At 33.3% G+C, this 20,983-nt stretch carries 18 protein-coding genes; 2 read left to right on the plus strand and 16 right to left on the minus strand.

What is annotated here, in order from left to right:
* Both ACXAGS_RS04205 and ACXAGS_RS04210 read left to right on the plus strand, forming a co-directional pair.
* Nucleotides 1-3,182 (plus strand): gliding motility-associated C-terminal domain-containing protein (locus ACXAGS_RS04205; protein ID WP_474904811.1); only part of this gene is annotated, 3,182 nt, incomplete at its 5' end.
* 18 nt (nt 3,183-3,200) lie between these two features.
* Nucleotides 3,201-4,133, plus strand: coding sequence for a PorP/SprF family type IX secretion system membrane protein (locus tag ACXAGS_RS04210; RefSeq protein WP_474904813.1), 933 nt, complete (start codon nt 3,201-3,203; stop codon nt 4,131-4,133).
* A 31-nt stretch (nt 4,134-4,164) separates the two neighbouring features.
* Here the strand turns inward: ACXAGS_RS04210 and ACXAGS_RS04215 are convergent, their stop codons facing one another.
* From ACXAGS_RS04215 to ACXAGS_RS04290, 16 genes are all read right to left on the minus strand, one after another.
* A complete protein-coding gene (locus ACXAGS_RS04215) occupies nt 4,165-5,121 on the minus strand; it encodes a hypothetical protein (protein ID WP_474904815.1) in 957 nt (318 codons plus the stop codon).
* A gap of 4 nt (nt 5,122-5,125) precedes the next feature.
* Nucleotides 5,126-6,580, minus strand: a complete 1,455-nt coding sequence (locus tag ACXAGS_RS04220; RefSeq protein ID WP_474904816.1) for an MBOAT family O-acyltransferase — start codon at nt 6,578-6,580, stop codon at nt 5,126-5,128.
* Between the two features lie 11 nt (nt 6,581-6,591).
* Nucleotides 6,592-7,755, minus strand: coding sequence for a GNAT family N-acetyltransferase (locus ACXAGS_RS04225; protein ID WP_474904817.1), 1,164 nt, complete (start codon nt 7,753-7,755; stop codon nt 6,592-6,594).
* 62 nt (nt 7,756-7,817) lie between these two features.
* A complete protein-coding gene (locus ACXAGS_RS04230) occupies nt 7,818-9,047 on the minus strand; it encodes a GNAT family N-acetyltransferase (RefSeq protein WP_474904819.1) in 1,230 nt (409 codons plus the stop codon).
* 150 nt (nt 9,048-9,197) lie between these two features.
* Nucleotides 9,198-9,863 carry an LbetaH domain-containing protein gene (locus ACXAGS_RS04235; RefSeq protein ID WP_474904821.1) on the minus strand — a complete coding sequence of 222 codons (666 nt, stop codon included), beginning with the start codon at nt 9,861-9,863 and terminating at the stop codon, nt 9,198-9,200.
* A gap of 83 nt (nt 9,864-9,946) precedes the next feature.
* A complete protein-coding gene (locus tag ACXAGS_RS04240) occupies nt 9,947-10,162 on the minus strand; it encodes a phosphopantetheine-binding protein (RefSeq protein ID WP_474904822.1) in 216 nt (71 codons plus the stop codon).
* 3 nt (nt 10,163-10,165) lie between these two features.
* Complete coding sequence (locus ACXAGS_RS04245; RefSeq protein ID WP_474904824.1) at nt 10,166-11,236, minus strand: 3-oxoacyl-ACP synthase III family protein; 1,071 nt, start codon at nt 11,234-11,236, stop codon at nt 10,166-10,168.
* A gap of 95 nt (nt 11,237-11,331) precedes the next feature.
* Nucleotides 11,332-11,574 (minus strand): acyl carrier protein, encoded by a 243-nt coding sequence (locus ACXAGS_RS04250; protein ID WP_474904826.1) that lies wholly within the window; start codon nt 11,572-11,574, stop codon nt 11,332-11,334.
* A gap of 4 nt (nt 11,575-11,578) precedes the next feature.
* Nucleotides 11,579-13,303, minus strand: a complete 1,725-nt coding sequence (locus tag ACXAGS_RS04255) for an HAD-IIIC family phosphatase (protein WP_474904828.1) — start codon at nt 13,301-13,303, stop codon at nt 11,579-11,581.
* Between the two features lie 100 nt (nt 13,304-13,403).
* A complete protein-coding gene (locus ACXAGS_RS04260; RefSeq protein ID WP_474904829.1) occupies nt 13,404-14,180 on the minus strand; it encodes a VOC family protein in 777 nt (258 codons plus the stop codon).
* A gap of 12 nt (nt 14,181-14,192) precedes the next feature.
* Nucleotides 14,193-15,227 carry a GNAT family N-acetyltransferase gene (locus ACXAGS_RS04265; RefSeq protein WP_474904831.1) on the minus strand — a complete coding sequence of 345 codons (1,035 nt, stop codon included), beginning with the start codon at nt 15,225-15,227 and terminating at the stop codon, nt 14,193-14,195.
* 48 nt (nt 15,228-15,275) lie between these two features.
* A complete protein-coding gene (locus ACXAGS_RS04270) occupies nt 15,276-15,896 on the minus strand; it encodes a sugar transferase (protein ID WP_474904833.1) in 621 nt (206 codons plus the stop codon).
* A 159-nt stretch (nt 15,897-16,055) separates the two neighbouring features.
* Nucleotides 16,056-17,264 (minus strand): glycosyltransferase family 4 protein, encoded by a 1,209-nt coding sequence (locus tag ACXAGS_RS04275; RefSeq protein ID WP_474904834.1) that lies wholly within the window; start codon nt 17,262-17,264, stop codon nt 16,056-16,058.
* Nucleotides 17,261-18,388, minus strand: a complete 1,128-nt coding sequence (locus tag ACXAGS_RS04280) for a glycosyltransferase family 4 protein (protein WP_474904836.1) — start codon at nt 18,386-18,388, stop codon at nt 17,261-17,263. The genes ACXAGS_RS04275 and ACXAGS_RS04280 overlap by 4 nt, the downstream gene beginning before the upstream one ends.
* A gap of 61 nt (nt 18,389-18,449) precedes the next feature.
* The gene (locus tag ACXAGS_RS04285) at nt 18,450-19,544 is read right to left on the minus strand and encodes a glycosyltransferase (protein WP_474904838.1); all 1,095 of its coding nucleotides are present in this window, start codon (nt 19,542-19,544) and stop codon (nt 18,450-18,452) included.
* Nucleotides 19,537-20,982 (minus strand): lipopolysaccharide biosynthesis protein, encoded by a 1,446-nt coding sequence (locus ACXAGS_RS04290; protein ID WP_474904840.1) that lies wholly within the window; start codon nt 20,980-20,982, stop codon nt 19,537-19,539. Before ACXAGS_RS04290 ends, ACXAGS_RS04285 begins: the two co-directional genes overlap by 8 nt.
* Nucleotide 20,983: the final 1 nt, after the last annotated feature.

Below are 20,983 nucleotides of genomic sequence, written 5' to 3' on the forward strand. Positions count from 1 at the left end.
AGTGGACCAATTCTATTTCTACAACAACTGCTTTAGGTACCGTGATTTTAATAGATGATTTAAGTTGGGACTGTAGTTATAAGGATACGGACACGGATGGCATCTATGACCATTTGGACAATGATAGTGATGGAGACGGTTGTGCGGACGCCATAGAAGGCGACGGTGGTTTTACTTTGGCCGATTTGGATGCGGACGACAGTTTAGGAGATATTGTTGGTTCCAATGGTGTGCCAACCACGGCAGGGGCAGGCCAGTCTAACGTAAGCAGTACGGATTCTATGACCACCAGCCCCCAATGTGATGATGATGGTGATGGTTTGACCAATGGGGAAGAAGCAATAGAGGCCACGGACCCTTTGAACCCGGATACGGATGGGGACGGTATACGGGACGGACAAGAGGTTACGGATACCACGGACCCACTGGGTCCTTGCGACCCGGCACAAGCTGTAGGCTACACGGGATACGATAGTACGAATACCATTTGGCAGGCAGCGGATTGTGATCTGGACGGAGTTACCAATGGCGAAGAGGCTACCAATGGTACAGACCCTTATTTAGCATCAGGGGATACCGATGGTGATGGTATAATTGATGATGTTGAAATAAACAACGGAACGGATGAGAGCGAACCTTGTGACCCGGCACAGGCTGCAGGGTATACGGGATACGATAGTACGAATACCATTTGGCAGGCAGCGGATTGTGATCTGGACGGAGTTACCAATGGCGAAGAGGCCACCAACGGTACAGACCCTTATTTAGCATCAGGGGATACCGATGGTGATGGTATAGCGGACGATGTTGAAATAAACGACGGAACGGATGAGAGCGAACCTTGTGACCCGGCACAGGCTGCAGGGTATACGGGCTACGATAGCACCAATGCCATTTGGCAGGCAGCAGATTGTGATGGAGATGGGGTTACCAATGGCGAGGAGGCTACAAACGGAACAGACCCATATTTAGCATCAGGGGACACTGATGGTGATGGTATAATCGATGATGTTGAAATCAACAACGGAACGAATGAGAACGAACCTTGTGACCCGGCGCAAGCAGCAGGTTATACAGGATACGATAGCATCAATGCTATTTGGCAGGCTGCAGATTGTGATGGTGATGGGGTTACCAATGGCGAGGAGGCCACCAACGGTACAGACCCATATTTAGCATCAGGGGACACTGATGGTGATGGTATAATTGATGATGTTGAAATCAATAATGGAACGGATGAGAGCGAACCTTGTGACCCGGCGCAAGCTGCAGGCTACACGGGCTACGTTAGTACGAATGCCATTTGGCAGGCTGGGGATTGTGATAGTGATGGGGTTACCAATGGTGAGGAAGCCACCAACGGAACCGACCCTTATTTAGCATCAGGGGATAGCGATGGTGATGGTATAGCGGATGATGTTGAAATTAACAATGGAACGGATGAAAACAATCCTTGTGACCCGGCACAAGCAGCAGGTTATACGGGATACGATGGCACCAATACCATTTGGCAGGCAGCTGATTGTGATAATGACGGAGTTACCAATGGCGAGGAGGCTACTAATGGAACCGACCCTTACAGTACATTAGATACAGATGGAGATGGAATTACAGATGAAATTGAAATTGCTAATGGAACAGATCCTAATAATCCTTGTGACCCGGCACAAACAGCAGGTTATGTAGGATACGATGGTACCAATGCTATTTGGCAGGCTGCAGATTGTGATGGAGATGGGGTTACCAATGGCGAAGAGGCTACCAACGGTACAGACCCATATTTAGCATCAGGGGACACTGATGGTGATGGTATAATCGATGATGTTGAAATCAACAACGGAACGAATGAGAACGAACCTTGTGACCCGGCGCAAGCAGTAGGTTATACAGGATACGATAGCACCAATACCATTTGGCAGGCAGCTGATTGTGATGGTGATGGGGTTACCAATGGCGAAGAGGCTACCAACGGTACAGACCCATATTTAGCATCAGAGGATACAGATGGTGATGGTATCATTGACGATATTGAAATTGCTAACGGAACGGATGAGAACAATCCTTGCGACCCGGCACAAGCTGCAGGCTACACGGGATATGATGGCATCAATACCATTTGGCAGGCTGCAGATTGTGATGGAGATGGGGTTACCAATGGCGAAGAAGCTACCAACGGTACAGACCCTTATTTAGCTTCTGGCGATACCGATGGAGATGGTATAATAGACGATGTTGAAATCAACAATGGAACGAATGAGAACGAACCTTGTGACCCGGCACAGGCTGCAGGTTATACGGAATACGATGGCGCCAACCCAATTTGGCAGGCTGCAGATTGTGATGGTGACGGAGTTACCAATGGCGAGGAGGCTATCAACGGTACAGACCCATACAGTACATTAGATACCGATGGAGATGGAATTACAGATGAAATTGAAATTAACAATGGAACGGATGAGAACAATCCTTGCGATCCAGAACAACAAGCAGGGTATACGGGTTATGAAGCAAACAATATTATCTGGCAAAATGCTGATTGTGATGGCGATGGATTAATAAATGAAGAAGAAGTATTTATAGGTACTGATCCATATAATCTGGATTCCGATGGGGATGGAATTATTGATGGCCAAGAGGTGATTGATAATACGAATCCGTTGGACGAATGTGAATCAATTGGCGGTATCCCATCTCTAAATAGTGATTGTGATGAAGATGGATTAACGTATCAAGAAGAGTTAGATTTAGGGACAGACCCGAATCTAGCAGATACCGACGGCGATGCTATAAATGATGGACAAGAGGTTGTAGATGCTACAGACCCTTTAAATGGTTGTGACTCTAACGGAGGCACACCGCCACTAGATACGGTTTGTGGTATTACAATAGGTAATTCTATTATTACGGGAGATAATGATGGAATAAATGACTTTTTTAGGATAACGAATATAGAGGCATATCCAAATAACACCGTACAAATATTTAATAGATGGGGGGTAAAAGTTTTTGAAACGAATGGGTATGATAATACCGGAAATGTTTTTACAGGAGTATCCAATGGTAGAGCCACACTAACCCAGGGAGAAAAACTTCCAGTTGGCGTTTACTTTTACACCATACAGTACCTAAACGAGTCTAACAAGCAAGTTTCTAAATCTGGTTATTTATATATAAATAGATAAACATACCAACAAAGACATATGAAAAAAAATATCTTCTTAACTACTTTTTTGTGGAGTATGTTGCATACAATACTAGTATTTGCACAGCAAGAGCCACAGTATACCCAATATATGCTTAATACCCAAGTTATAAATCCTGCTATTGTGGGTTCCAGAGGTGTAGCTACGGTTGGTTTACTACATCGATCACAATGGTTAGGTTTGGATGGAGCACCTAATACACAAACTGTTCATTTCAATTCACCTTTATCAGAAAGATTGGGATTTGGCATCTCTGCGGTTAATGATGAGATTGGAAGTGGAACTAGTAAAGAAACTTTTTTTGATGCTTCTTTTTCATATAGCATTCCAATATCTAACGCGGTAAAATTATCATTTGGCCTACAAGCAAGTGCTAATATTTTAAATATTGATTTTACCAAATTGGTCAATTACGGGGAAGAACCTAATTTGCCAAATATTGATAACAAGTTTTCTCCAAATTTTGGAGTAGGAGCATTTGTAATAGCAGATAATTTTTATGCAGGATTATCCGTGCCACAGTTTCTAGAAACCAAGCATTTTGAAAATGATAGTCAAAATAGTTATTTGGCAACAGAAAGAATGAATTTATATCTAATGGCAGGATATATTATCGATGTTGATCGACAAACTCGGATCAGACCAGGATTATTAGTAAAGGCGGTAAACGGCGCTCCGCTAGCAGTAGATTTGTCAGCTAGTGTCTTATTTAATCAACGTTTTTCTGTAGGAGGAGCTTACCGTTTTGGAAGTGCGGTAAGCGCACTTGCTGGATTTCAAATTACCGAACGATTTATGATTGGTGTAGCGTACGATTGGGAAACTAGTGAATTAGGAAACACAAGTTTTAATGATGGTTCTGTAGAGGTATTTTTAAGGTTTGATTTTTTAAATAAAAGAAGCCTTGATTTTCAGAATAACTTCTTTTAAACAATCGGAGGAGGGCTATCTAAATATGTGCTCAAGGTAATTTTTTTTGTTTAAAATAGTCAGAAATACTCTTGGCAATTAACGACCTTCCATAACTGTTCCAATGATGATCATAAATTAAGGTCACAGGTTTTTTTGCATTTTTAAAAATAGGAGCAAAATCCAAATACTTTATTTGGTTCTTATCGCAATAATCTAAAAAGGACTTACTTGTTTTTCTTGAATCTAGTAGGATTGTAGTTTTTTTATAGTCAAAACCATAAAGTTTAATTAGGTTTTGAAAATTAGAAAGGTATTTTTCTTGATTTTCTTTTGAAACATTTAGTTTATTGTTATTGTAACCCCTTGGGTTTTGATTTAATGTTTTACCGGTGATAAATTTTTTAATTGGGTCTACCACACCTATTTTTGATCCGTAGGATAATAACTTAATATTATCTCTTATCTTAAATATAGTAGATCGTAACATCGCAATTCGTTGTTTATTTGGTTCATAAACACCTCTATTTAAATCACTTTCATAATTTAAATAGATAACAATTTCATCTATTAAATCAAATTGCTCTTTATATGCATGAATTAAATGCATTTGATTAGCTAAATCATAACCAGCGTAACCGTATTCATAGACAGACACCTTATTGTCGAGGTTTTGTTCTATTTGTTTTCCTATAGATTGGTAATAGTCTTGGTGAAAACCTTCAATAAAAGAATCACCAATTATTGCAATTTCATATGTTTCCCTAGTTGGAATAAACTCTCTATACGAATTAAATCCGGCTTTATTTATTCTAAACTCTGAAAAATTTTGATTTCTGTTACCAGTTACCGCATATCCCGTATGGCCTGGAACCCTTTTTTCTACACCATATTTATCTATAAACCTTGGAGGATCTTCTGTATACAAATGAAAAACCCTAACGGTGATTTCTAGACTTATGAGAATCAGGAATATATATAATATCGTTTTTAAGATAAGTTTCTTCATAGTTCTAAAATTGAAAATAAATAAAAGACCTATTTACGCCATCATCATAAAAAAGTAATATGGTCATAACAATTATTACATAAATAGAAAAACGAACAAATCTAGATTTAAATTTAAAGGGTTCTCTTTCGTTTCGTCTAATAATATATTCATAAACTGTAAAAATTAGAATCAATACATAAAAATCCAACATTCTATAGCCCATTGGATGCATATATGGTTCATAGCTAAAATTGGTAATTATCTGATTTATATATTTAAATGAATCAGTGATTGATGGAGATCTAAAAAAGATTCTGGAAAAAGTTACTAATGCGAACGTGGTAAATAACTGTAATAATTCTATTGGCGTAGGTAACCATGTTTTTTCTCCTACAACATTATCGGCGTACATCCTATTACGCCCCAAAAGATAAACAGGAATGTAAAACAATGCATGGAGTGCGCCCCAAAAAATAAAAGTCCAATTTGCCCCGTGCCAAAACCCACTAACTAGAAAAATCACCGCAATATTTCTAATAGCCTTTAATTTGCCAACACGTGATCCGCCCATTGGAATGTATAAATAATGTCTAAACCAAGTAGATAGGGATATGTGCCACCTTTGCCAATATTCGGCAACGTTCCTAGAAAAATTGGGAAACTTAAAATTAGACATAAGCTCTACTCCAAAAAGTTTTGCCGTACCAATTGCTATATCTGTATACCCACTAAAATCTCCGTAAACCTGAAAACTAAATAGGCAAACGCCTAAAATTAAGGTTGATGCGGGATAGGATTGATAGTTGGCAAAAATATCATCTACAATTGGTGCTAATGCATCTGCAATAACTAGTTTTTTAAAGAACCCCCATAGGATAAGTTTAAGGCCGTCCGAAGCTTGCGTATAATTAAAAGACCTTTTATTTGTTATTTGTGAGAGTAAGTTGGAAGCTCTTTCAATTGGTCCGGCAACCAATTGTGGAAAGAAGGATACAAAAGCTGTGAATGCAATAAAATCTGTTGTTGGTTTTAACTTCTTATAATAAATATCAAAAGAATAAGACATGGTTTGGAACGTATAAAACGAAATTCCGACAGGAAGTATAATTCGTAGTGTCCAAGTACTATTCATGGAATATCCAAATAATTGGAACATTTCTATAAAGGAATCCACAAAAAAATTGCAATATTTAAAGTACCCCAACATGCCTAGATTAAACAACATACTAAGCCATAACCACCGCTTGGCTTTATTCTTGTTATCAATATTCTTATGTATTTCCTGACCTACATAAAAATCTAAGACCGTACTTAGAAAAATTAAGAAAAGAAATCGCCAATCCCACCAACCATAGAACAAATAACTGGCTAGAATAACAAAAACATTTTGCGCTTTTAAATTGTTTTTAAAAACAAACCAATAGCAAAAGAAAACAATTGGTAGAAATATGAGAAATTCAATAGAATTGAATAACATGGGTTATTTTTTTATGTATAAACTAATTTCTTGGTTACTTTATTACCCTTAAGTATATACTTTTTTTCGTGTTTACTTTTATAAACCTCTATGTTGGAAATTTTTGTTTGGCTTATAAACAAGAAGTCATTAATTATGATTTTAGGAATAGCGCAATCACTTACATTCATTTTATTATACGAGTGGTTTTCTGGGAATGTATAATCTAAAAACTGATAGAAATTGCTTTTATTTACTGACTTATTAGTTGGTTTTAATTTAGATTTAAAGCGTCTTACGTAAATATTTACTTTTTTAAGGATTAAGTATGCTATGAGAAACTTTTTGAGTATCAGATATTGAGTTTTTAAATAAGCAAATATTGAGTATTTGGAATAGAATATTTGACTTTTGAATATATAAACTTTATTACTCCACCATTTTTTATATTCCAAATCGCCCCATCCCATTTCAAATAGCAAATATCCATTATCAAAACACCATTCTACATGTTTATAAACGCAAATTTGTCCTAAACTAAATTTTCCGTAGTCAATGTCGTAGGAAGATATATATCCGAACAGTATTTTGTCCATATGATAATTCAGGGAAATAAAAATTGGTTGTTCTTTGTTATAACAAACATATAAAGAGGCGTTGCCTTTATTAATAAGGTCAAAGGTTTCTTCCAATAATTTATTCCATACTTTTAACGTTTCACTTTCTTCAGGACGTTGCTCAAATCTTCTAGTAATCATTTCTTTAAGGCAACCCATTAAATAGTCATATAGGTCCTTGGTAATGGAATTTTGTATCATGGAAAACCTAACGTCCAAACATTGATTTAGACGCCTAACAGACCTAGCAAGCGCCTGTCTTCTCTTTCTTGGCATACTTGCTTGGTAGTCTTCAAAGGTATCGAATGCACTCAAATCTATGGCATAGCCTGAAACAGTAGCTATTTCTTTGATTTTAAAGTGAATTTCGTTTTTAATTTTTGGCTTTATATATCCTGGAATAAAATCAATAATTTGAACCGAATTTTCGCCTAAATTTAAATTGCTGTTTTTAACCAGTGGTAAGCAACCATTTATTTTATCAAAAGAATAGGGAAGTTGTATATAAAAGTCTGCAAAGAAAGGTTTTGACCTATTGTAATCTAACAAAAATTTTTTAGTAGTAGTTTTAGCTAGCATAATGTTATGAACAACCAAGTTAAGTTGAAATTCTTTTAATTATTCTTAAAATTGACGTTTTACTAGACTATTGTAACTAGAGTGTGATTTGAAATTCCTTTAATTAGAAACCGATTTTCTTCTGAGTTGATTTGGTAAATTTTTAAATTAGATTCCTTTTCTGGGTACAGGTACAAATATTCAAAACAGGCTCTTCTTAATGTATTATTCTCAAGGGAAAATAAAGGTATTTCATTTAGCTTAGAATCTATGGATTCTAAATTTATTTTTTCCAGACTAAACTCTTTATTTATAGTAACATTTTTAGATTTAAGCTTATAGGTAAGCCTGTGTAGTTTTTCATTAATATTACGATCTCTCAAATATTGCTTGAAAGTAAAGAACGCTTTGATAAATTTTGCAATAAGTGTAGCTTTGATGGAGTTTTTATCGAACCAGAGATGATAATAAAAGTCAAACTTTTTATTGGCCCATCTGGTTTTGTATTCGTAATGACCTTTAGAGAAATCCAGCATTTCCCATTTATTTTTAATAGACCAATCTATTAAATACATAATTTTGATACTTCCAAGATGAAATTTAGTATAGTCTATATCAAAAACCGTTATCGCATCATAGATTCGTTTATCCGAAAGGTAACCTAATGTGATACTAATAGGTTTTTCATTATTATATAGTACGAATAGGACTGCTTTTTTTTCTAAAATTAAAGGATAAACAACATCAAAATAAAAATTCCATTCCTCTAAGTCTAAATTATTATTGGTAATTTGTTTGTCTTCAAACCTTTTTTCCAATAGTTTTCTAAATCTAGAAAAGATAGAATCGTATTGTTCTCTATCAATAAGCCCCGTAAATGCTTCAAAACGAATAGAAAAACTTTCTTCTAACCTCTTTTTATATTTACGTAACTTATAACGACTACTTTTCTTAAAATTCTTGGTTAAATAATCCTCTAATGAATTAAATTGAGAAAGGTTTATTAAATATCCGGGATATTGTTTTATAGCATAATTTGCTAAGGATAGTACAGAATCATCAGTTTTTCTTAATTCATAGTCTATAACGTCATATACCAAAAAGCATTTGTTTTTTTCTTTACGTAAATCAGTTTTAGAAAAATTAAGCTGTACCCCCTTAGTTAAGTTTTTACCAGAGTTTATGTACAAACCAGGAATTTTACTCTTATAGAATGGAACTTGGGGTAAAAACTTGAAATATTCTGATTTTATTCGCTTTAAAAAATGTTTTTCCCAAGTAGTTATAAAAGTATTGGATAAAAACGGATTCATCTAACAATGTATTGCTTTAAGATTCTGTTCATACAAACCAAAAATATTATAGGCATAAAATTATAGTTCACCCCTCCAATTTTGAATTAAAGCGTAAAAGTATAGTAATGGTGAACTATAAGAGTAAAAATTTTTAAAAAAGAAATGTTATTATTTAGTTTTAGGTATTGCCATCACTTTCTCCTTGAATCTGTAGAAAAGTGTGGTATCATCTTTTAAGTTTTTATCTACACACATACCTGCCTGTATCACGTTATTGTTTCCAATCGTAACACCTGGTACGGTAAAGGATCTAATTCCAAAATAATTGTTGTTGCCCACAGTAACGGTTCCGGCAATACCTGCCACCGAGAAAAAATTATTATCGCCAACTACACTATCATGGCTAATAAAGCAGTAAGAAGTAAGCAAATTATAATTTCCAACAATAGCATACTTTTCTAGCATACAAAATGGTCCAAATATATTGCCTTCGCCCATTTCTATATCGTCTGGTTTAACAATTGTATGATGGTAAAAGCTTCCAATTTTAGCCCCTTTGGATTTTAAGGCTTCTATCATTTTGATCCTAAACTCTATACTCATTACAGCGAGTAGTACCTCCTCATCTTCTTTGGGTTGGTAAGAATCTATATCGCCAACTACAGGAGCGCTAAAATTATATTTGTCATAATGGTCTTTTACATGATCAGCGTAATCGATATAGCCTCTAATATTTATTTTTTCACTCTCTGGTTTGTGTTTGTTGTTGTCTTCTATATAAAAAGTTATTTCAGAGGCACATCCTCCTGTACCCAATATTATTACATTCCTCATGATTTTTTTGGTTTTGGTTTGGTTTTAATTTTGTTTTTTATGTGACAACTAGTTTGGTAGACAATGTAAAAATATTAAAATACTTACTTCTTGCCATCTATTAATTGTTTAAGCCCCTCAACGGTTTCAGAATTGTCTATTTCTTCTGCTGAAAGTGCTACACCATACTCAGCATCACAATGAGCAATTATAGATAGAACCGTTAGAGAATCCCATGCTTCAAAAGATGCTAATTCATCACTGTAACTTACTGATTCTTCCTCAAGAATTTCAGCCATTTCTTCTAAAAAACTATCCATAATTTAATTTGTATAATTTATTGTTTCACAAAAATCTAAATTGCCTACCTCCATCAATAAAGAAGACCAACTTAAGCCATTGCCAAAGCCAGCCAAACACATTAGGTAAGATTCTTTTTTAAGCCTTTCTCCAAGGTTATAAGAAATTAAGGCAGGTATGGTTACGCTTGCAGAATTGCCAAAATTCTCTACTAAATTATTTGGCATTTTATCTTCCGAAATTTCCATTACATTCGAAAGCTGTTTTACCATGAATTTATTAGGTTGATGAAACATAAAATAAGCAACCTCTTCTTTGGTTTTACCAGCCTTTGCAAGTAATTTGTCTATCATTGGTGGAACCTCGCGTTGTACAAAGTTAAATACCTCGTCACCTTTCATTTCTATATGATCTAAGGCCTTGTAGTTGCCAGCTTTATCTTTTACCAATTCTGCGGTTTTTGCAGTAGCGGGTTGTTTAAAGCCTCCGGCTGGAATAATTAATGCATCTGAGCCAGTTCCGTCTGCGTTAACCGATCCAAAAATGGTGTTCTCTTTATCGCTGTTTTCAACTATTGTAATAGTAGCACCATCACCAGTTAATGGGCCACTACTTCTATCTTTTTTAGACACTTTAGTACTCATTATATCCGCATTAACCACCACCACTTTATTGATCTCTTCTTGTTCTAACAACATAAAAGCCTTGTTTAAACCAAATGGATAACCTGAGCATCCCTGGGTAATATCGTCTAGATATATGTCTCTTTTTAAACCTAGCCTACCGTGAATGATGTGGCTGGTGGCCGGCATAAAATAATCTGGTGATTGTGTTACTAAAATAAGGGCATCAATATCCTCTTTTTTAAGCGCGTTGTTATCGAATAAATAGTTTAAACCATAAACACACAAATCTGAAACTGAAGTACCGGGCTTAACTGTTCTTCGTTTATTAAAACCCATTACCAACTTTAGCTTCATGGATTGTTTTCTAGAAAACTCATAGTTATCAATTTCGTCCTCAAATTTGATTTCATTTTCTGGAAAAACAGTAAGTATACCTGTTATCTTTTTATTGTAGAACTTTAGATTCATAATCTGTTTTTTTGTGGTTTTATGCTGATAAATATAATTTTGTAGGGCTATACCAATTTTTATTACGGTTACCTGTAATAATAGCTTAAGCAACCTTAAGTCAATTCTCTTTCAATAGAATCTATTATTTCTCCAACATTATTCCAATTTTGGATTTCACTTGCCTTAAATTTGATATGAAATTCTTTCTCAATAGCATCAACTAAAAGAACGTGCATTAATGAATCCCATTCATCTATATCGTCTGCCTTAGAATTAACGGTAATGTTAATTGTTTCATTATCTAAGGTTTCTTTGAAAATATCGTTCAAGCGTAAAAGTACTTCGGCTCTTTCCATAAAGTTAGTTATTTGCTGTTATAAAACTTTTTTTATCGTTATAAGTAGATGTATCCAAGACAAATAGCTCATTTTCTTTTTTAAAGCCTAATTCAGGATAATGTTCTTTTACCATTTGGTTTTTTTCGGTAGTTATATACTCTCCAATAAGCCTTTTAAAGTTATTTTCTTTGGCATAGGAAACAAGAGTGTTAAGAACAAAGTTTTCCATACCTCGTTTCAATACACGACAGCTCATAAACCAAGTATCAATAAACAGTTCCGTGGTATTCAATTTTTTAAGTATCACCACACAAATTAATCCATTATCACCGTACTTGTCCTTTAATGAAAACGCAAAATTTTTGAAATCATCAGATTTTGATATTTGTTCAATCTCTGCTTCTGTATACCTAATGGTTCTAAGATTAAACTGATTTGATCTTTGGGATAATTGTGCTACTCTTGGTATGTTAAATGAATTAAATCCTTCAATTTTAGAAATCATTTCCAAATTTTGCAAAAAGTCACTTTCATTCGTAAACTTTTCATGTGCTTTTACCCTTTCAGCTTCAATTTGATATAATTTGGTTCGATCCTTGTCTTCTTTTGAAAAAGAAACGGTTTCAAAAAGATTTAAAGTGTATAAGTACTCTAAGTAATGGGTTGGGTCCTCTGGCAATTCTGGTACCAACACATCTGGTAGATTTTCTCTAACAATATTTCTCTCAAAAGGATTATCATCAAGAAATACCATAGAATCAAACCCTATGTTTAAAACCTTTTGTATTTGCCTAATATTATCCGCTTTATTATCCCAATTTGCTTTGAAGACCGAAATGTCTTCTAGTCTCAATACCATATCCGGATGCTTTTCAAAAGGCTCTTTAGCAACGGACTCTGTATTCTTACTACAAACAGCAACGATGATACCTCTGTTTTTTAATTTTTTAACCCATTGTTGTAATTCGGTAAAAGCTTTACCAATTCCTAAACTACCTATTTGTATGTTTTCAATACCATCATCTCCAATAATTCCTCCCCATGTGGTATTATCTAAATCTAGAATAATACATTTCTTGAACTTACCGTAAATAGCCTTAATTAAATCTATGGTCACCATAGCCATATGCGGTAAGGCATCTAAGCTTATAACCATATCAGTACTTACATATAAAGAGGGATTGAACAAGGTAGATTTTCCAAGGTTGTTTTGTAAAGAAGATAGATCGCACAAATACAAATTAGGGTTATTTTGTGCTAAGAGCATAAGTTCATAATTCAACCTTCTTAATTGAAAAAGAAATGAACTTTCAATTTTGTTGGCAAAATTTCCAAATACGGCATCATTTATTTCTGCATAGTTATAGTAGATTACCTTGGCTGTAGTATGGCTTAATATTGTATTGTTTAAAGAATCTATTAGGTCCAATTCATTTTTCGCCAATTGATGTTGATCTTCTAATGGCAGCTTGTTGTATTTACCCAATAACTTTTGGGAAGAACGAAATAAGATTATCACATCAGGCTCAAATTCGTAAAGTTCTGACGCGCTATCGAACACTTGTCTTTCGATCTGGTTAAAATCTGCTTCCCATATTTGAAGATCATAGCCGTTGTCATATCCTAATCCTCTTATTGCTTGGTTTAAAAATTGCGTGGCAGAATCTCCTAATAGTGCAATTTTAAGTGTGCGTAAACCTGCAAAATCTTTTTTTAGGTTTTTTTTGAGTTGCACAAAGTTTTTCATGGTAGTAAAAGTCTATTAATGAATTATTTTTAACTTTTTGTAAAATTTATTTTCTGCGGTAAAGATTACGGTTTATGCTAATAATGTTATAGTTAAAACCTTAGTTTTTAGGATATTTCTCTATTACTTCAATTTTAAGTTTGTCAGGTCCTTGGACCAAAAAGCTGGTTTTATTAATGAACTTATTAGGAGCTAATTCACTAATTATATCAGCTCCATTTTTTACCATATTATCGTAAACCCCTCTAATATTTTCTACAGAAAACCCTATACGATCTATTGTAGTAGTATCAGTAGGTTTAAAACCATCATCTGGGTACCAAGTTCTTTGTTGCTCTGGTTTTCCGTTAATCATAATATTAACATCTCCTAGAATTATCTTGTTCCACTTAAAAAGATTGTTACTCCAAGGTATAGCATTTTCATTCACGGGAATAAGACCTAAATACTTTGTAAACCATTCCGTGGTATAATCTACATCTGATGCCAATAAGTGTATGTGTTCAAAATTATTGTGTTGGTTTTCTGTAAAAACTTCAATTATTTCATTATCTGGCCCATAAAAGTACATCCAATGATGTTCTCTTAATGGATTTATGGGAGTATGTACTTGTATACCACTATTTGTTCGCCAATTAAACTCTTCCTCACCATTTTTTCCAGACCATCCAATGTGCCATAGACTAGTTCCCAAGTGTGTATCTGGCTTTTTTTGTACTTCATTTAGAAAAAAATAAGAATTGTCTGTGGTGTTCAGGAGTAATATATCCTTTTTGTTTTCATTGTAGTTTACGGCAAAGTATTTTTTATAATATTCCGCCGTTTTATTTATTTGGGTTACATTTAATTGAATGTGGTGAAATTTGGCTGGTTTCATTCCTTTCCTTGTTTATTGGGTTTCCAAACGATATAGGGGGAAGTAATCGGAAGAATTATGATTGTTTGTTGTTTTGTTTTTTAATGCAACTAAATTATTGTAAACGTCCAGATTAATTATATATTTCCATACCTTAAATGGAGCGGTTTCATTGGAGAAACCAGATTTAAAGTAAAAAAGGGAATCTTCTTTACTACCAAAACCACCACCAAGGTTTAAATAGGAATAACCGTTTGCAGCGCCCATCAAACGCATTTCATCAATAAGCAGTTTAACAGGATTTAATTTTAAAAAATCTTCACTTGCACCCGATAAATGGTATTGAATAATTTTATCTTTTAAAATAAAAATTGCGCCACCTGCAACTTTTCCTGTAGCATTACACACAGCCAGCATTAACTCCGTATCAAACTGGTTAGAATGTAATAATTCTAGGAAGTATTCTTTAGCGAAAAAATATTCTTTTTTAGCGCTAACACGATGCATATTCTCATAGTAAAGTTCCATAAAACTTTCTATGTCTTCATTTTTTTTGGACTTTTTTATAGTGTAAGTAGCCCTTGATTTATTTATGTATGTCTTTAATCTTTTATGATAAGCACTTAATTGTTCATCTTCTGTCTTAGTTAAGTCTAAGTATACGATATTACCAACAATGGTAGTTGTACCAAGTGAGTTAAGACATTTACTTTGTGCAGGTATAAAAGGGTTAAGCCTAGAAAAAGCACTTACAATATTTAGGTCTTTTAAGAATTGAGTAAAATTATTGTGAAACTGGCCAAAATCAAATGTACTTTTAATGTTTTTGGTCAATGGACCAGGATAACCATAAACAGATGTGGCGTCATTGTATACAGTATTTTCTATTGGTCTAATTAATAGAGGAATAGCAATTGTGCTCTTGTTATGGTGGTAACAAATTAAGATTGGTTCTTCTTTGTAACCTTTTGCTAGTTGGTGGTAATCATAAGTGTGGTAACAATCAGAAAAATCGCATTGTTCTACAACTGCGTCCCATTCCTTTTTTTCCTTTACTACATTGAACATGGAGTTGCATTTAGTCTGTGTTAATATATCTAAGCTTGTGGTCATTGCTTATGATTGTGATTCTGGAGTTCCGGTAAACATGGTCATGGTGTCTGTATCGTTTTCGGCGATACCCTCCCTAATAAGTACTTTTTTAACCGTTCTAAAAAGTATTTGCATGTCCGTCTTAAAACTGATGTTTTTAACATACCATACGTCCAATTCAAATTTTTCTTCCCAACTAATAGAATTACGACCATTAATTTGTGCCCAGCCTGTAATTCCTGGTTTAACATCATGACGTTGCTTTTGAAATTGATTATAAAGTGGCAAATAATGCTCCCATAAAGGCCTTGGGCCTATCATTGACATATGACCGAACAATACATTGAACAATTGGGGCAACTCATCAAGAGAAGTACTTCTAACAAGGCCACCAACCTTGGTAATACGTTGTACATCTGGCACAAAATTTCCATCCTTATCTTTTGGACTTCCCTTCATGGTCCTAAACTTATAAAGGGTAAATATTTTCTCATCTTTACCTGGTCTTCTATGTAAGAAAAAAGGTTTTCCACTATTTGCTATAAAAAGAAGGATGGTAACAATTAAAATAACAGGAAATAAAAGTAGTATTAAGAATAAGGAAGCAAAAATATCTAAAATCCGTTTAAAGAAATTTTTATACATAGTTAGGTTGTGTGTTTTTGTTTAGGATGCTATTATTAATATACTTAAGACAATACTAAGATAAATACTGGTTTAAACAGATTAATAATATTCTAGTTTAAATGTGAAAATTAAGGGTTATAAGACCATTTTTTTTAATCCCAGTCTTATTAGTTGCCGTTACCTGCGTTCAATTTTTTGTTGAACATTTTTAACCACCTCTGCAAATTCTTTGCACAAGATAGATTTGTCATATTTTGTTTCCGCTAGCTTTCTTGCGTTTAACCCCATTGTTTTGCACGTTTCGGGATTTTCTTTTAGATGTACTATAGCGGTAGCTAGTTCATTTGGTTTTTTAGGATCCACAAACATACCACAATTGTATTCCTGAACCATTTTTTTTGTCCATCCTGGAGAGTTAACCAGTATCGGTTTACCTGCAGATAAGCTATCGAATAGTTTGTTGGGAGAATTTGTTGCTAAGATGGGCAAGTCTGCAAAAGTAACGATTGAAACATCGCATAAGTTCACAATTTCGGATAGTTCTTTTAAGCCAAAACCACCAAGAAAATGGGCATTGTGTATTCCCAAATCCTCGCACTTCTTCTTTAAAACAGGTTCTGTTGATCCACCTCCCATAAATAGAAACTCAACATCCTGGTTATTTTTTAATTCTTTAATACCTTCAATTATATAATCCATTCCGTTTGCTATACCCATAGCACCAAAGTATACCGTTTTAAAAGAGTTGGGTTTAACGCCTAGTTTTTTGGCCAGATCAAGATTTTTTTCGCGTGTCCAGAAATAGTCTATTTTAGACATATTAGGTATCATTGCAACCTTTTCCTTTGGGGTGCCGGCAGCTATTACTCCGTCTTCCATACCTGGGGATAGGGCAACCACTTGCTCTGCATTCTTATAAATTGTCCTTTCAAACCAGCGCGCAAGTTTAATAGCAAATTTATTGTTTAAACCACCCATTTGTATGGGCACCTCGGGCCATAGATCCCTAACCTCAAAGATAAAGGGTATTTTTTTTAGTTTTTTTGCTACCAATGCAGGGAAACCAATGGTAAGTGGGGTAGAAGTGGCTATAATTAAATCAATATCTCTTTGTTTTAAAGCCATCCTGGAAGACTTCAACATAAAATTAACAAAAGACAATAACCTTTTAAAGATACTCATGTATTGGCTATAGGGCACTTTTAAATAAATCACCTCTATTCCGTCTACATTTGCCTTATGTATTTTAGTATCAATAGCACTAGAGGTAGTAAGCATGGTTACCTTGTGGCCATTTTTTATCAATTCTTGTGCTATCCAATAGGATCGGGTACCGCCCCAATCATTTGGTGTTTGAAAGTACTGGTGTATGTATAAGATGTTCATTTAATCGTTTGATATAGGTGTTTATATTTGTTGGCAATTAATTTCCATGAAAATCGACTAAAATCTATTTTATTAAGCTCAAATTGTTCATAATTTTTAATAGTATCTTCGATTCCATTTTTTAAACTGACCAAGGAATTAGGTTCTACAACTGTTGCGATTCTTTTCTTAAATGTACCGTCAATTCCTTGATTTCTGCAATGTATAGTTGGTAATCCTTGTGTTAATGCTTCAATATAAACAAGTCCAAAAGTTTCTACTGTAGATGGTAATACAAAGACTTGATTTTGATTGTATATACTTTTTAGGGTTTCTAAGTTTTTTATTGCGCCTAGGTATTTTATGAAAGCTGGAAACTTTTTCGCCGAATGTTTAACACTTTTTTCATATTCTCCTCCTTCTCCTACAATAGTCAACTCATATTTTAAGCCTGAATTATTTAACTGAATTACAGATTTAATTAATTGAACTACATTTTTTCTTCCAACTAGGGAACCAACATATAGTAGTTTGTAAGGTGTTGTTAGAATTTGCTTGGAATTTTTATTTTTTAACCAATAATCATCGATGCCATTATTAATTATTATCGATTTATCCTTAATTAACTCTTTAATATTAGCTATGTTTTTAAGCTTAAAAAAACGCTCTTTTAAGGCATTACTAATAAAAATAATTTTAGAGGATTTTGTTAAGATTTCGTTCGCTAAAGGACTTAAATCAGGTCTGAATCTAAAAAATGCATCTATATCTGTTGACCTGATTGTGACTATATAAGGAATATTAAAATCTTTATATACTTTTAATGCTAAAGCACCATCACTAAAAAGAGTGGTCGCATGAACAATATTGAACTTTTCCTGAATTATTCTAAATTTTAGCGGTTTATACAGAAATTTAATTTTTTTTCTAAAGAAAACTCGGTGGGATGGCTTTAAATAATCGGATACAATATACTCTACCTTTAATGACTCTTTTAAATCAGTTAATTTCTTTTCTTTCCCGTATCTTAAAGGAATGAATATTGTTTGTTCGATATCTTCCTTTATTAAATGTGAATATAAATTTTTGTGGACGCTACTGCCTAGAAAATCATTGCAAATATGTAAACATTTCAATTTTTTCATTAAATCAAATAAAATAGAATTATTAATTAAATTAGAACATATATGGATTTTATGATCATATTCAATCTATGTTTTTTTCAATTATATCTGTCCATTTTTCAACTATGTTGCTCAGATTAAATTCAGATACGTGTTGCATGTTATTTTTTGAAAACTCAATTCTTAATGATTTATTTTGAATTAATTGATTGATTTTGTTCGCCATCTTATTTTTATCAAATGGTTTAATTAAAAAACCATTATGATTATTCCGTATAATTTCATTTGGCCCAGTTGAAATATCAAAACTTACAAGTGGCAGATTATAGGCCATTCCTTCTAAAAGCGTCATTGGAAATCCTTCGTATTTGGATGTCATAACCATTAAAGAGTATTCCGGATATATTTCATACAAATTATTGCTTTGACCCTTAAGTATCAATCTATTTTTTAATCCTAATTTTATAATTTTATTATTAAGCGCTTTTTTTTCTTTTCCAGAACCATAAATATGCCAAACGAAATCAGGGTTGGTATCAAGTACAATTTTAGCTACGTCTATTAAACAAATAAAATTTTTCTGAGGGACTAGTCTTCCGACACTAATAATCTTATTTGAATTTGCATTGTAAATATTCTTGCTTAGTGTTATTTTAGAATCAATAGGATTGTAAATCTGATAAACTTTTTTTGCTTTAGTTTCGGTATAGTAATTCTTTTCATCAGTTTTTGTTAAGCTAATTACAGCTTTTGAAAAAAAGCAAGCAAATTGTTCATTTAATTTTCTAAACTTGTTACTTTTGGTATTTTTAAAACTAGAATGTGACCAATACAAAACATTTGCATTAGTAAAAAAAGAACCAAATACGCCCAGCGGAGCTACTAATTCACCGCAACTAATAATTATTTTAATATCATATTTCTTTATAATAGTCCTTAGTTTAAACGTTGCTGGAAATATTCCTTGTTTCATAGGTGTTTTGTCTCTAACCAAATTGTGAAATTTGATATTCTTATTCCATAAATAGCCATGGTTATCTTGTTGTTGAAAGCTAATTACATGTATAGAGAAGTTTTCTAAATTTTGTAATTCATTTGTAATTATTGAACAAACGCGCGAGATGCCTCCCTTTTCCGATACCTTGGTCAATAAGAAGGCAATATTTTTCTTATACATTTAGTTTGATTAAAAGCTCATTAATTTTATTTTTCATTTCCTTATATTCATCTAGTTTAAATACTTCATTAATTAGAATAAAAACCAGAAAAGCTGTGGATAATTGAATTGTTAATTTTAAAGTAAGACTAAAGTTAAAAGAGTCTATCCACAATAATGAGGAAAATAGGACAAAAGCAATTAATATTCGAGGAAATAAATCCAATAGTTGTTCCTTTATTGGATATCTAATAATTCTATTGGTAAAAAAGCTGTTTATAAAATATTCACATATAGAAAACAATATTAAACCGTAAAGCATTACTTCGACATTAAATTTAGAGGTAATATAGATTAGAGGAATCAATATAATTTTTTTAACTACTTCCAATTTTAAATTTAAATTTGAGTATCCTTTAATTAATAATAAATTTAAATGTAGTATTTGAAGTGGATATAATATTGCAGGAATACACATCAATTGAAGGTAAATGATTGATTCATTCCATTTACTTCCTATCAATAATAATACAATGGATTTTGCTGCCCCAGCTATTATAGCTATTACACAAGAGGTTAAGTAAAAACTAAACTTAATAAATTTGACAAATCCATGTTTTAATTTTTCTCTATCGTCTTGAATAAGGGATAACAATGGAAAACTAATCTTGCTTATTGCTCGGCTTATGGTTCCAGATACTGGCGCTTGAAATTGTTCTGCTCGAGTATAATAGCCTAATGTTAGCGGAGAATATATTTTTCCTATGACTACATAATAAACATTTTTGTAAATTGTATTAATTAATCCAGACAAAAGTACTTTGTAACCAAATCCTGCCAATTCTACAAAGCTCTTTTTATCAAATAAAAGCTGAGGACGCCAGCTACCTAATATAAAATATAATACTGTTTGAATAATTGGTCTAACTAAAATTAAACATATTAAACTCCAAATACCAAAGCTTTGATAAGCTAAAAAAATCGCAAAAACCCCACCAAAAATTGCCGATAAAATATTGATTAAGGCTAAAAGTCTAAAATTCAGTTTTTTAATTAAAATTGTACGGTGTATTATCGAGACACTATTAAATAATATGGTTAGCCCTGCAATTTTAAGAGTTACATTTAATATTTCAATATCAAAATAGTTCGAGATGTATGGTGAAGATAAAAACAATAAAATATATAGTACTACACTTAAGGCTAAATTAGAATAGAAAACAGTATTATAATCTTTATTGTTCGCATCATTTTTTCTTATTAATGCACTACTAAACCCACCCTCTACTATAGAGTTGGAAATTGCCAAAAAAACAGTTATGATACCTATTATCCCAAATTCTTTTGGCTCCAATAACCTTGCCAATATAATGCCAACAAAAAATACTGTTCCCTGATTGAAAATCAATTCAAATGCAGTCCAGTTAAAACTCTTTATAGCGTTTGACTTTAAAGACATT

This window comes from Croceivirga sp. ABH4_376 (assembly GCF_056160685.1).

Excerpts from the sequence above, each read along its gene's own strand:
- ACXAGS_RS04210 (WP_474904813.1), top strand. The coding sequence starts at position 3,201 with ATGAAAAAAAATATCTTCTTAACTACTTTTTTGTGGAGTATGTTGCAT.
- ACXAGS_RS04215 (WP_474904815.1), bottom strand. The coding sequence starts at position 5,121 with ATGAAGAAACTTATCTTAAAAACGATATTATATATATTCCTGATTCTC.
- ACXAGS_RS04220 (WP_474904816.1), bottom strand. The coding sequence starts at position 6,580 with ATGTTATTCAATTCTATTGAATTTCTCATATTTCTACCAATTGTTTTC.
- ACXAGS_RS04225 (WP_474904817.1), bottom strand. The coding sequence starts at position 7,755 with ATGCTAGCTAAAACTACTACTAAAAAATTTTTGTTAGATTACAATAGG.
- ACXAGS_RS04230 (WP_474904819.1), bottom strand. The coding sequence starts at position 9,047 with ATGAATCCGTTTTTATCCAATACTTTTATAACTACTTGGGAAAAACAT.
- ACXAGS_RS04235 (WP_474904821.1), bottom strand. The coding sequence starts at position 9,863 with ATGAGGAATGTAATAATATTGGGTACAGGAGGATGTGCCTCTGAAATA.
- ACXAGS_RS04240 (WP_474904822.1), bottom strand. The coding sequence starts at position 10,162 with ATGGATAGTTTTTTAGAAGAAATGGCTGAAATTCTTGAGGAAGAATCA.
- ACXAGS_RS04245 (WP_474904824.1), bottom strand. The coding sequence starts at position 11,236 with ATGAATCTAAAGTTCTACAATAAAAAGATAACAGGTATACTTACTGTT.
- ACXAGS_RS04250 (WP_474904826.1), bottom strand. The coding sequence starts at position 11,574 with ATGGAAAGAGCCGAAGTACTTTTACGCTTGAACGATATTTTCAAAGAA.
- ACXAGS_RS04255 (WP_474904828.1), bottom strand. The coding sequence starts at position 13,303 with ATGAAAAACTTTGTGCAACTCAAAAAAAACCTAAAAAAAGATTTTGCA.
- ACXAGS_RS04260 (WP_474904829.1), bottom strand. The coding sequence starts at position 14,180 with ATGAAACCAGCCAAATTTCACCACATTCAATTAAATGTAACCCAAATA.
- ACXAGS_RS04265 (WP_474904831.1), bottom strand. The coding sequence starts at position 15,227 with ATGTTCAATGTAGTAAAGGAAAAAAAGGAATGGGACGCAGTTGTAGAA.
- ACXAGS_RS04270 (WP_474904833.1), bottom strand. The coding sequence starts at position 15,896 with ATGTATAAAAATTTCTTTAAACGGATTTTAGATATTTTTGCTTCCTTA.
- ACXAGS_RS04275 (WP_474904834.1), bottom strand. The coding sequence starts at position 17,264 with ATGAACATCTTATACATACACCAGTACTTTCAAACACCAAATGATTGG.
- ACXAGS_RS04280 (WP_474904836.1), bottom strand. The coding sequence starts at position 18,388 with ATGAAAAAATTGAAATGTTTACATATTTGCAATGATTTTCTAGGCAGT.
- ACXAGS_RS04285 (WP_474904838.1), bottom strand. The coding sequence starts at position 19,544 with ATGTATAAGAAAAATATTGCCTTCTTATTGACCAAGGTATCGGAAAAG.
- ACXAGS_RS04290 (WP_474904840.1), bottom strand. The coding sequence starts at position 20,982 with ATGTCTTTAAAGTCAAACGCTATAAAGAGTTTTAACTGGACTGCATTT.